Here is a 12,062-nt window from a genome sequence, read left to right as displayed (position 1 = left end):
TCCACCAGGCCTCTCGGGTCGACGCATCTATCTAATACCTGAAATGATTTACACTAAAGTTTCTTCTTGGCAAGAGGGTGCAGCCGATTCGATGTGCTCGAGGTGAGCGACATGCGACACGTGATCGACCAGGCAGCCGCGTGGCAGGCCTCCACGACCCGCTTCGCGATGGCGACGGTCGTCCGCACCTGGGGCTCCGCCCCGCACGCCGCGGGTACGTCGATGCTGGTCGCCGAGGACGGCCGCGTCGTCGGCAGCGTCTCCGGCGGCTGCGTGGAGGCCGCGGTGTGCGCGGTCGCGGAGGACGTCCTCGCCGGTGCGGGGCCCGCCCGCGAGACGTACGGGGTCAGCGACGACGACGCCTTCTCGGTGGGCCTGACCTGCGGCGGAACCATAGAGGTGCTGATCCGCGAGGTCACCGCCGACGCACCGCTGGCCCGGGTGGCCGCCGACCTCGCGGCCCAGGTCCCGGTGGCACTCGTGACGCCGGTCGAAGGCGGACCGGGGAGTCTCGCCGCGGGCGCTTCCGGGGTGAGCGGGACACTCGGCGACACACGGCTCGACCGGGCCGCGGCTCAGGCCGCCGAAGCGCTGCTCACCCGCGGCACGAGTGGCCTCGTACGCGTCGGCGAGCCGGGCCCGGACCCGTCGTGCGCCCCCGAGCGGGAGCTGTTCGTGCAGGCCTTCGGAGCACCGCCGCACCTCCTGGTGTGCGGCGCGGTCGAGTTCGCGCGCCCCCTCGTGCGGATCGGAGCGCTGCTCGGGCACCGGGTGACCGTGTGCGACGCCCGCCCGGCCTTCGCGACGGCCGCCCGTTTCCCGGACGCGCACGAGGTCGTCGTGGACTGGCCGCACCGCTGGTTCGCGGCCCACGAGGACCAGGTGGACGCGGCCACCGCCGTGTGCGTGCTGACCCATGACGCCCGCTTCGACGTGCCCGTCCTCGAACTGGCGCTGCGCAGCAGGGCCGGGTACGTCGGCGCCATGGGCAGCCGGCGCACGCACGAGGACCGGCTGGCACGGCTGCGGGCCACCGGGCTCGACGAGAGCGAACTGGCGCGGCTGCGCTCGCCGATCGGCCTCGATCTCGGCGGGCGCGGGCCGGAGGAGACGGCCGTGTCCATCGCGGCGGAGCTCATCGCGGTGCGGCGGGGCGGCAGCGGACGGGCGCTGCGCGGCCTCACCGGGCCGGTGCACGCGTCGTGAGCCATTTTTGAACGGGCGTTTTTGAACGGCTGTTTCGAAGGCGACCGCGAGGGCGCGCAAGAAGGGGCCGATCGGGGCGAGCGGCCCGGGCGCGCGGCGGCGACGGCCGCCCGGGCGGATCGCACCCTGCGGCCGGCCCGAACACCCCATTCTGAACACTCGTTTAATCTGAGGCACGTGGACGCAGAGCACAGCACCCCGGACCGGACTGCCCCCGAGACCCGTCGCGGCCGCTCCCACGACCCCGAGGGGCGGCGCAGCGCCGTGCTGGAGGCGGCCCGTCGGCTGTTCGCGGCCCAGGGCTACAAGGGGGTCGGCATCCGGGCCATCGCCGCCGAGGCGGGCGTCACCCCCGGCCTGGTCATGGCGTACTTCGGCTCGAAGGACGGACTGTTCCGCGAGGTCGTCGGCGGCGGGACCGGAGTCACCGAGGGCGTGCTCGACGACCCCTCGGTCGGCCGGGAGCAGCTGCCGCACGCGCTCGCCCACGACTATCTCGACCGCTGGGACCGGCTTCCCGCGCACGACCCCTGGCCCGCGCTGATCCGCTCGGGGCTCAGCCATCCACCCAGCGCCGAACTGCTGTCCACGATCCTCGACCGGCAGGTGAGCGAGCCCCTGCGGCGGCTGCTCGGCGACTGCGACGCGGCGGACGCGCGGATCGGCATGATCCGCAGCATCCTCTTCGGCGTGATCATGGAGCGCTATCTGTTCGCCCACGAACCTGCCGCGTCGGTGCCGACGGACACCCTGGAGCCCGTCCTCACCGACGTCCTGACGGCGGCGCTGACCGGGCGGATCCCAAAGCCGCACGTCGCCGAGCGGCAGGCCGAGGGGCCGGACCCCGTGTCGGCCGCCCGCCCGCCCGCGCGCGAGGCCCCCGGCGCGTCCGGCCCCGCCGTGTTCGCCGCGCTCAACGCCTGCACCGCGCGCTACCGGACCCTGATCGGCCGCGTCGTGAAGCGGCACGGCATCAGCCTGGCCGCCTTCGAGGTACTGTCCGCGCTGCACGCGACCGGCGCCCCCTATCAGCGCACGATGGGCGAGATCGCCGCGGCCGGCGCGGTCAGCGCGGGAGGTGTCACCCAGCACGCCGACCGCCTGGTGGAGGCGGGCCTCATCGAACGCGAACGTGACGGCCAGGACCGCCGCATCGTCCGCCTCCGCCTCACCCCGGCCGGGGCCGACCTGGTCGGCCGGGTGACCGAGGAGCGCCGCACGCACGAACGGCAGCTGCTCGCGGGGCTCGTACCGGGCGAGCAGCGGCAACTCGCGGCACTGCTGAGCGGTTTGGGACGGTCGATGACAGAGGGACAGGCCTGAGCCCACGCGGAGGGACAGGACTCGGCCCGCACCGAGGAACAGGGCCGAGCCCGCACCGCGGATACGCGAAGGCGCCGGTCTCTCGCACCCCCGCGCGAGAGACCGGCGCCGAACACCCGGACCGCCGTCAGGAGTTGAGTTCCTCCAGCGTCTTCCCCTTCGTCTCCACCGCGAACAGAGCGATCACCGCACCCACCGCGGCGACCCCGGCGAGCTGGGCGAAGACGACTGTCAGGCTGCCGCCCCCGCCGATGATCGCGCCGACCGTGACCGGGCCCAGGATGACGCCGAGGCGGTTCCACAGGCCGCCGAACGCGGCGCCCTTGGCGCGGTTGCGCGTCGGGTACAGCTCGGGCGAGTAGAGATAGAGGCCCGCGTTGATCGCGTACACGAAGAACGTCGTGCAGGAGGCGAAGATCGCGACCTGGCTGCCGGACGTCACGCCGACCAGGGCGAGCGTCGCGAGGGTGAACGTGGTGCCGCCGAGCGCGGCCACCAGGGCGGGGCGCCGGCCCACGCGGTCGATGACGAGGGCGACGACGAGGGTGCCGAAAAGTCCCGTCACATTGCTGAGCAGCGTGTAGACGAGCGCGGTGGTCAGGTCGAGCCCGAAGTTCTTGGTGTAGAGCGACGGCAGCCAGGTGGAGATGCCGTGGTTGACGTAGTACGCGACGAACCAGAGCCCGGAGACCACGGTCGTGCGGCGCAGGTAGCGGCCGGTGAACAGCTCGCGCAGGCGACCCCCGGAGGTCTCCTCCGCCCGGTCCGCGGCCGGTTGCGGCAGGGGTTCCCCGGTGGCGGCGGCGACCTCCGCCTCGATCTGCGCGATGGCCCGCTCGGCCTCCTCGGCACGGCCCTGGGAGAGCAGCCACCGGGGCGACTCGGCGACGTGCTTGGGCAGGGCGGCGGCGAGCAGGACGGGCAGCGCGCCGATCACGAACATCGCGCGCCAGCCGAGGTTCGGCACCACCCACACGGCGACGAGGGTGGCCGCGGCCAGACCGGCCGGGAAGATCATCTCGTAGATCAGGACGAAGCGTCCGCGTTTGTCGGAGCGGGCGATCTCGTTGATGTAGGTGGCCGCCACGGGGACGACTCCGCCGATGCCGAGGCCCTGGACGAAGCGGAAGAGCGAGAAGAGCTCGATGCCGTTCGAGAAGGCGACGGCGAGGCTGCCGAGCGCGGTGACGGCGACACCGAGGGCCACGGTCCGCACCCGGCCGATCCGGTCGCCCAGCCACCCGGCGACCAGGGCGCCCAGGAGCATGCCCACGGAGCCGGTGGTGACCGCGAAGGTGGCCTGGCCCGTGCTCAGGTGCCAGTCCTTGATCAGGACGGGCAGCGCGGACGCGGCAAGGAGCTGGTCGAACGCCTCGAAGAACGTCACGGCGCCGATCAGGAACCGGACCTTCACGTGCCAGCGGGATTGCGGGAGTCGTTCGAGCCGGGCTGCTATCGAGCCGAGGCCTGGCTTGCCGGCCACAGTCGTCATGAGGGGGTCCTTCCGCGACAACGCGAACAGAGGAGTTGCGCAGACCCTAAGAGGACTTATCTAAGCGGTCAATGATTAATGACTTAGATACATCGGAAGAGACCTCACCGTCACCCTCACGTAACCCACCTCGGACACCGTCCCGCGGCGATTTTTCCGGGGGGTCTTGCGGGAAGATACTTAAGCGCTTAGATTTCTAGCACTGAGCAAGCCGACGTACGCAACCCATGTGAGCGAGCGCCCCGGTGAGCCCAACTCCCCCGCACCCGTTGGCCGTAGACCGCCTGGAGGTCCCGCCCGTGCCTCACCACCCCACCGACATCCTGATCGCGGGCCAGTGGCGACGCGGCGCGGACGAACCGGTCGAGACCGTGGACCCGGCGACCGGAGAGGTGCTCGCCACCGTCCACTGCGCGTCCGCGGACGAGGTCGACGAAGCCGCCCGGGCCGCCGCGCTCGCCGTGGCCGACCCGGCCTGGCGCGATCTGCTCCCCCACCAGCGGGCCCGACTCCTGCACCGAATAGCCGAGTTGACCGAGGAGGCCGCCGACGAGCTCGCTGCCCTCCAGACCGCCGACACCGGCAAGACCCTCACCGAGACGAAGGCCCTCGCGCTCAGCGCGGCCGGCACCTTCCGGTACATGGCGGCGGCCCTGGAGACGGCCGAGGAGACCCTCACCCCCTCCCGCGGGCCGTACGTGACGATGAGCGTGTACGAGCCGATCGGCGTCGTCGGCGCGATCAACCCCTGGAACTCGCCGGTCGCCAGCGACGCGCAGAAGATCGCGCCCGCCCTCGCCGGCGGCAACGCCGTCCTGCTCAAGCCCGCCGCCTGGACCCCGCTGGTCTCCCTCGCGCTCGGGCGCCTGATCCACCGGGCGCTCGGCGAACTCGGCCTGCCCACCGCCCTGCTGTCGGTCCTGCCCGGCAGCGGCCGGGTCGTCGGGGACGCGATCGTGCACCACCCCCTGGTGACCAGGATCGGCTTCACCGGCGGCACGGAGACCGGCCGGTCCATCGCGGCGGTGGCGGCCTCGAAGCTGATCCCCGCCTCCCTCGAACTCGGCGGCAAGTCGCCGACGATCGTGCGCGCGGACGCGGACGTCGAGCAGGCCCTGGCGGGTGTGATGTTCGGGATCTTCTCGTCCAGCGGCCAGTCCTGCATCGCCGGTTCCCGGCTCTTCGTCGCTCGCGAGATCTACGACAGCTTCGTCGGCGAACTCGTCGAGCGGGTGAGCAAGCTGCGCGTCGGTCCCGGCACGGACCCCGGCACCCAGGTCGCGCCGCTGGTCCACCAGCGGCACCGGGACTCCGTCGCCGCCTATGTCGATCTGGCCCGCTCCGAGGGCGCCCGGGTGCTGTGCGGCGGCCGGGCGCCCGAGGGCGACGTGTACCGGGACGGCGCGTACTACCTGCCCACGGTCCTCGACGGGCTCCCCAACACATCACGGACCTGCCAGGAGGAGATCTTCGGGCCCGTCCTGGTCGCCCTGCCCTACGACGACGAGGACGACCTGGTCCGCCAGGCCAACGACTCCGTCTACGGGCTCGCCTGCGGAATCTGGACCCGCGACCACCGGGCCGCGTGGCGACTGGCCCGCCGCATCGAGGCGGGGACGGTCTGGATCAACACGTACAAGCAGTTCAGCGCGTCCACCCCGTTCAGCGGGATGAAGGACAGCGGTCTCGGTACGGAGAAGGGCCGTGACGCCATCCGCGCCTACCAGCGCCAGAAGTCCCTGTACTGGGGCACTTCGGACGCGCCCCTGCCCTGGGCCAACTGACCGCCCCGTCGTCTGGAGACACTCATGCCCCACCCATCGCCAGGACCCGTCGCCCGCCTGCGCTCCCTGCGCTACGTCGAGCTGCTCACCCCCGCCTTCACCGAGGCCGCCGACTTTTACGAGGAGGTCTGGGGCCTGCGGACCGTCGAGGCGGAGCGCGGCGCGGCGGCCTGGCTGCGCGGCACCGGCGAGGAGCACCACGTCCTGCACCTCACCCGCGCGGACCGCACGGGGCTCGGCCGGCTCGCGTTCGCCGTCGCCACGCCCGCCGAGGTCGACGAGGCGGCCCGGCGCCTGGAGGCCCGCGGGATCACCCCGGTCTTCGGCCCCGGACCGCTCGACCAGGTGGGCGGCGGCTACGGCCTGCGCTTCACCGACCCCGAGCAGCGGCTCGTGGAGATCAGCGCGCAGGTCGAGGCGGTCGCGCCGCGCGGCAGGGACGCAGCCGTCCCCGTCGGCGTCACACACGCCGTCCTGAACACCGCCGACATCGACGCCTCCGTCGCGTTCTACTGCGACGTCCTCGGGCTGCGCGTCTCCGACTGGTCCGAGCACCAGATGGCGTTCCTGCGCTGCAACGCCGACCACCACTGCATCGCGTTCAACCAGGCCGAGTGGGCTTCCCTCAACCACGTGGCGTACGAGATGAGTTCGGTCGACCACTTCATGCGGGGCCTCGGCCGGCTCAGGCACCACGGCATCGACCCGCAGTGGGGCCCGGGCCGGCACGGCCCCGGCAACAACACCTTCTCCTACTTCACCGACCCGTCCGGGCTCGTGTGCGAGTACACGTCCGAGGTCGCGCAGATCGTCGAGGACGCCTGGATCGCGCGGGTGTGGCGGCGCGTGCCCGAGCTGTCCGACCTGTGGGGCACGGCGGGCCCGCCGTCGAAGGAGATCCGCTGTCACATGGCCGGCTCCCCGGACCCCGGCCCGCTCGCTTCCCTGGAGGTCAACGCATGAGCACGGTACGCAAGGTGGGCCTCGTCGGCTGGGGCGCGATCGGCCGCGTCGTCGGCACGGCGCTCGCCGAACAACAGGTCCCTGGGGCCGAGCTGACGTGCATCATCGACAACCGCCCCCTCGGCGACACGGCGCCCGCGCCCCAGCGGACCTTCGACGAGGCCCTGGAGTGCTGCGACCTCGTCGTCGAGGCGGCCGGGCAGGGCGTCGTACGGGAGTGGGGCGAGCGGGTCCTCGCCTCCGGCACCGACCTGCTCGTCGCGTCGACCGGGGCACTGACCGACGACGAGCTGTCCAAGCGGCTGCTCGCGGCGGGTCCCGGCCGGGTGTACTTCACCGGCGGCGCGGTCGGCGGGCTCGACCTCCTCCAGGCGGTGCGCTCCCTCGGCCCCCTCGACGAGGTGCGGCTCACCACCACCAAGCTGCCGTCCACCCTCGAACAGCCCTGGATGGACGAAGAGTTGCTGTCCAGGCTGCGGACGGCGACCGGACCCGTCGAGGTCATGTCCGGCACGGCGCGCGACGTCCCCGTGAAGTTCCCCAAGTCGACGAACGTGGCCGCCTCGGTCGCCCTCGCCGTCGGCGACCTGGACGCTGTGCGGGTCCGGGTCGTCGCCGACCCCGGCGCCCGCCACACCCGGCACGTCGTCGAGGCGTCCGGCGCGCACGGCGCGTACCGCTTCGACGTCGCGCACCTGCCGGACCCGAGCAACCCCGCGACCAGCCAGGTCGTGCCGTACGCGGTGCTGCGCAGCCTGGCGGCGCTGGCCGGGCGGACGGGCCAGATCCTGTGAGCGCCGTCCATGTCGAGGAGGCGGGCGATCACGGCCCCCTGCTGCTGTGCCTGCACGGCATCGGCTCCTCGTCGGCGGCGTTCGCCCCGCAGCTCGCCGAGCTGTCCGCGTACGCGCGGGTCGTGGCCTGGGACGCGCCCGGCTACGCCAAGTCGGCGGATCCGGAAGGACCGTTGGACCTGGACGGGTTCGCGGACGCGGCGGCCGAGGTCGTCCGGGAGCGCGGCGGACGCGCGCACGTCCTCGGTGTCTCCTGGGGCGGGGTGATCGCGCTGCGGCTCGCGGCCCGCCACCCGGATCTGGTCGAGTCCCTCGTCGTCGCCGACTCCAGCGCGGGCTCCGGCACCGACCCCGCCAAGGCCGAGGCCATGCGGGCGCGGGCAGCCGAGCTGGCCGCACTCGGACCGCGCGCCTTCGCCGAGAAGCGCGGGCCACGGCTCGTGTCCGGCACGGCGCCCGAGGAACTCGTACAGCGCGTCGTCGACGCCATGGCCGCCTCCGTGCGGCTGCCCGGCTACGCCTACGCCGCCGAGTCCATGGCCCAGGCCGATCTGCGGCCCGAACTGCCCACGATCGCCGCGCCCGCGCTCGTCCTGTGCGGCGACCAGGACCAGGTCACCGGCGTCGAGGCCTCGCAGGTCCTCGCCGGCGCCCTCCACAAGACCGCCTACGTGATCGTCAAGGACGCCGGTCACCTGGCCAACCAGGAACAGCCCGCGCGCTTCGACGCGTGGGTCCTGTCCCACCTCCGCATCACCGCCCGCATCCCCGAGTAGGAGTCCCGCCATGCCCGTGACCACCACCGACTACGACAACGGCAGCGACCTCGGCAAGTACACCGACTCGCTCATCGCCACCAAGGAGTCCCGTGTCGCGGACTTCGACACGCTCTCCTTCCAGGAGAAGGCGGGCCCGCAGTACCGCCGCGGCCAGATCCGCTACGTCGGCTCCGGCGCCACCGGCAACCACGAGAACGACTCCCGGATCCTCCCGTCCGGCGGCTTCACCTTCTCCAACATGCTGCTGCCGCCCGGCGCCGAGGGCCCCGAGCACACCCACCACGACGTCGAGGAGGCCTTCTTCGTCCTGGAGGGCCAGGTCCGCGTGGGCATCCACCGCGGCGCCGACGAGGTCGAGTACCGCACCCTCGGCTACCGCGACATGATCGTCGTCCCGGCGGGCGTGGCCCGGTCCCTGAAGAACGAGGGCGACACCGACGCCCTGTTCTGCGTCGTCATCGGCACGCAGAAGCCACAGGTCCCGACGTACCCGGAGCACTCGCCGATGCACGGTGTCACCCGTGACTGACCCCTCAGGGGGCGCCGGCACCGTCGTCGTCACCGGGGCGGGCCGTGGCCTGGGACTGGCCATGGCCCGCCGGGCCGCCGAGGACGGCTTCCGCGTCGTGGTCGCCGAGCTCGACACCGAGCGCGGGACCCACGCCGTCGAAGGGCTGCGACGTGACGGGCTCGACGCCCACTTCGTGCGCTGCGACGTGGCCGACCCCGGATCGGTCGACGAACTCGCCACGCGTGTACGGGAACTGGGTCCGCTGTACGGCCTGATCAACAACGCGGCACTCGCCAACGGCGTCGGCGGCAAGGAGTTCCAGGACATCGACGTCGAGGTGTGGGACCGCCTGATGACGGTCAACGCCCGCAGCCCCTGGCTGGTGTCCAAGGCCCTGTACCCGCTCTTCGGCTCGCCGGGCCGGATCGTGAACGTCGCCTCGGACGCCGCGCTCTACGGCTCTCCCCGCCTCGCCCACTACATCGCCTCGAAGGGCGCGGTCATCGCGCTGACCCGGGCGATGGCCAGAGAACTCGGCGACAAGGGCGTCACCGTCAACGCGGTCGCGCCCGGGCTCACCGAGTGCGAGGCCACCGAGACCGTCCCCGAGGAACGGCACGAGCTGTACCGCTCGGGCCGGGCCATCTCCCGGCCGCAGGAGCCCGGCGACCTCATCGGTCTCGTCGCCTTCCTGCTCGGCGAGGAGTCCCGCTATCTCACCGGACAAGTGATCGCCGTCAACGGCGGCTTCACGATGAACTGACCCACAGGAGTGCAGAATCATGGATCTGGGCCTCGCCGACCGGACCGTCCTGGTCACCGGCGGCAGCTCGGGCGTCGGCCTGGCCACGGTCCGCGCCCTTCTGGACGAGGGCGCGCGCGTCGCGACCTGCGGCCGTGACGCCGACCGCCTCGCGAAGGCGGCGGCGCGCCTCGGCAGCGACCGCCTCCTGACCGGCGTCTGCGACGTGCGGGACGCGGCGGCCGTACGGGACTTCGTCCGGCACGCCGCCGACACCTTCGGGGGCCTCGACGGGCTCGTCAACAACGCGGGCCAGTCCCGCATGAAGAGCCTCGACGAGTCGACCGCCGACGACTGGCGCGACGAGCTGGAGCTGAAGTTCTCCGGCGTCCTCAACCCGCTGCACGCCGCCCGCCCCCACCTCGCCGCGTCGGACGCCGCGTCCGTCGTGAACGTCAACGCCGTCCTGGCCAAGCAGCCGGAGACCCGGCTGATCACGACGAGCGCCGCCCGCGCCGGCATCCTCAACCTCTCCAAGTCCCTCGCCACCGAGCTCGCCCCCGAGGGGATCCGCGTCAACTCGGTCTGCCTCGGCCTCGTCGACACGGGCCAGTGGACCCGCCGGCACGCCGCAGCGGAGTCCGGGCTCTCCTACGAGGACTGGCAGGCGGAGCTCGCCGCCGACCGCGGGATCGCGCTCGGCCGGCTCGGCCGGGCCGAGGAGGTGGCGTACGCGATCGTCGCGCTGCTCTCGCCGCGGGCCTCGTACATCACCGGAACCAGCATCGACGTCTGCGGCGGAGTCGGCCGCTCCATCCTCTGAGGAGACCACCATGCGTTACGACACCGGAGGCGATCTCCTCGTCGCCGTTCTGCGGGAACTGGGCATCGACACGGTCTTCGGGATCGTCAGCGTGCACAACCTGCCGCTCGTCGAGGCCGTCGACCGCGAGCTGCGGTTCGTGCCCGTGCGCCACGAGGCGTCCGCCGTCAACGCGGCCGACGCCTACGGCAGGGCCCGCGGCACGCTCGGCTGCGCCCTCACCTCGACCGGGACGGGCGCGGGCAACGCGGCCGGCTCCCTGATCGAGTCGCTGGCGTCCGGCACGTCCGTCCTGCACATCACCGGGCAGGTCGAGTCGGAGTTCCTGGGCAGCGGCCGTGGTTTCATCCACGAGACCAAGGACCAGCTGGGCATGCTGACGGCGGTCTCCAAGTACGCCGCGACCGTGCCGTCCGCCGAAGCCGCGGGCCGCATCCTGCGCGAGGCGGCCCGCGCCGCGCTCACCGCGCCGGGCGGCCCCGCGAGCGTGGAGTGGCCGGTCGACCTCCAGTACGCGGCCCAGACCGACACCGCCGTCGAGGAGTTCACGCAGACCGCCGTGCCCGCGCCCGGTGACAACGAACTCGCCGCCGCGGGCGCCCTGCTGGCCTCGGCCGAGCGCCCGGTGATCTGGGCCGGCGGCGGTGCCGCGCGCGCCCGTACCCAGCTCGCGGACCTGCTCGCCGCGACCGGCGCCGCTCTCCTGACGTCGAACTCCGGCCGTGGCGCGGTCCCCGAGGACCACCCGCAGGTCGTCGGCAACTTCGCGACGACGCCGGCCGGGCGCGCCCTGCTCGCCGACGCCGATGTGCTGCTCACGATCGGCACCCACTTCCGGTCCAACGAGACAGCCGACTACGGCCTCGGACTCCCCGCCGCCCACATCCAGATCGACCTGGACGCGGCCGCGCTCGGCCGCGTGTACCCGGCCCGGCACGCGCTCCACGGCGACGCCGCCGACGTACTGGAGCGGCTCCTCCCGTACGCGAAGCCCGCCGAGCCGGGCTGGACGGCGCGGGTCACCGCGGTCCGCGACGACGTGCGCGCCACCCTGCACGACAACATCGGCCCGCAGGCCGCCGTCTGCGACGCGATCCGGGCCGCGCTCCCGCGCGAGGCCGTCGTCGCCCGCGACGTCACCATCCCGTCGAGCAGCTGGGGCAACCGGCTCCTCGACATGTACAACCCGCGTGACAACGTCTTCCCGCGCGGCGGCGGCATCGGGCAGGGCCTCGGCATGGGCATCGGGGCCGCGCTCGCGAGGCCCGACGCGCCCACGGTCGTCATCGCCGGTGACGGCGGGCTGGCCGTGCACCTCGGCGAGCTGCTCACCCTCGCCCAGGAGCGCCCGCGCCTGACCCTCCTCGTGTTCAACGACGGCGGCTACGGCGTCCTGCGCAACATGCAGGACCGGCACAGCGACCGCCGCTCGGGCGTCGACCTCGCCACGCCCGACTTCGAACTCCTCGCCCGCGCCTGCGGTTTGCCGTATCTGCGGATCGCGGCCGCCGAGCACGCGGAGCCCGTCATCGGCGAGGCCGTCGCCTCCGACGGGCCGACGCTCGTCGAGGTCGACCTCGCGTCGCTCGGCCCGATGAAGAACCCGTTCACCCCGCCCGTGAAGATCCCCACCGCGTAGGGAGGC

General features: G+C 72.9%; 11 protein-coding genes. 10 read left to right on the top strand and 1 reads right to left on the bottom strand.

Annotation, left to right across the window (positions count from 1 at the left end):
* Window positions 1–111: 111 nt before the first annotated feature.
* Complete coding sequence (locus ACZ67T_RS14405) at window positions 112–1,206, top strand: XdhC family protein (protein ID WP_469984046.1); 1,095 nt, start codon at window positions 112–114, stop codon at window positions 1,204–1,206.
* A 177-nt stretch (window positions 1,207–1,383) separates the two neighbouring features.
* Window positions 1,384–2,529 (top strand): TetR/AcrR family transcriptional regulator, encoded by a 1,146-nt coding sequence (locus tag ACZ67T_RS14400; RefSeq protein WP_469984045.1) that lies wholly within the window; start codon window positions 1,384–1,386, stop codon window positions 2,527–2,529.
* Between the two features lie 127 nt (window positions 2,530–2,656).
* Here the strand turns inward: ACZ67T_RS14400 and ACZ67T_RS14395 are convergent, their stop codons facing one another.
* Window positions 2,657–4,021 carry an MFS transporter gene (locus tag ACZ67T_RS14395; protein WP_469984043.1) on the bottom strand — a complete coding sequence of 455 codons (1,365 nt, stop codon included), beginning with the start codon at window positions 4,019–4,021 and terminating at the stop codon, window positions 2,657–2,659.
* A 299-nt stretch (window positions 4,022–4,320) separates the two neighbouring features.
* Here ACZ67T_RS14395 and ACZ67T_RS14390 point away from each other — a divergent pair, with 299 nt between their 5' ends.
* Genes ACZ67T_RS14390 through ACZ67T_RS14355 form a run of 8 tightly spaced genes read left to right on the top strand, consistent with a single transcriptional unit; the run spans window position 4,321 to window position 12,056 of the window.
* Window positions 4,321–5,805, top strand: coding sequence for an aldehyde dehydrogenase (locus ACZ67T_RS14390; RefSeq protein ID WP_469984042.1), 1,485 nt, complete (start codon window positions 4,321–4,323; stop codon window positions 5,803–5,805).
* A gap of 24 nt (window positions 5,806–5,829) precedes the next feature.
* A complete protein-coding gene (locus ACZ67T_RS14385) occupies window positions 5,830–6,768 on the top strand; it encodes a VOC family protein (RefSeq protein ID WP_453774151.1) in 939 nt (312 codons plus the stop codon).
* Complete coding sequence (locus tag ACZ67T_RS14380) at window positions 6,765–7,562, top strand: aspartate dehydrogenase domain-containing protein (protein WP_469984040.1); 798 nt, start codon at window positions 6,765–6,767, stop codon at window positions 7,560–7,562. The genes ACZ67T_RS14385 and ACZ67T_RS14380 overlap by 4 nt, the downstream gene beginning before the upstream one ends.
* Window positions 7,559–8,338, top strand: coding sequence for an alpha/beta fold hydrolase (locus tag ACZ67T_RS14375; protein ID WP_469984038.1), 780 nt, complete (start codon window positions 7,559–7,561; stop codon window positions 8,336–8,338). Before ACZ67T_RS14380 ends, ACZ67T_RS14375 begins: the two co-directional genes overlap by 4 nt.
* Window positions 8,339–8,348: 10 nt before the next feature.
* Window positions 8,349–8,870, top strand: a complete 522-nt coding sequence (locus ACZ67T_RS14370; RefSeq protein ID WP_469984037.1) for a cupin domain-containing protein — start codon at window positions 8,349–8,351, stop codon at window positions 8,868–8,870.
* Complete coding sequence (locus tag ACZ67T_RS14365; RefSeq protein ID WP_469984035.1) at window positions 8,863–9,615, top strand: SDR family oxidoreductase; 753 nt, start codon at window positions 8,863–8,865, stop codon at window positions 9,613–9,615. Before ACZ67T_RS14370 ends, ACZ67T_RS14365 begins: the two co-directional genes overlap by 8 nt.
* Window positions 9,616–9,634: 19 nt before the next feature.
* Window positions 9,635–10,417: an SDR family oxidoreductase gene (locus ACZ67T_RS14360; protein WP_469984034.1), complete on the top strand. Its 783-nt coding sequence runs from the start codon at window positions 9,635–9,637 to the stop codon at window positions 10,415–10,417.
* Between the two features lie 10 nt (window positions 10,418–10,427).
* Window positions 10,428–12,056: a thiamine pyrophosphate-binding protein gene (locus ACZ67T_RS14355; RefSeq protein WP_469984033.1), complete on the top strand. Its 1,629-nt coding sequence runs from the start codon at window positions 10,428–10,430 to the stop codon at window positions 12,054–12,056.
* The last annotated feature ends 6 nt before the right edge of the window (window positions 12,057–12,062 follow it).

The organism is Streptomyces sp. NPDC107517 (genome assembly GCF_055582645.1).
The sequence above is the reverse complement of the archived record's forward strand: the minus strand, read 5'-3'. Positions and strand labels throughout refer to the sequence as shown.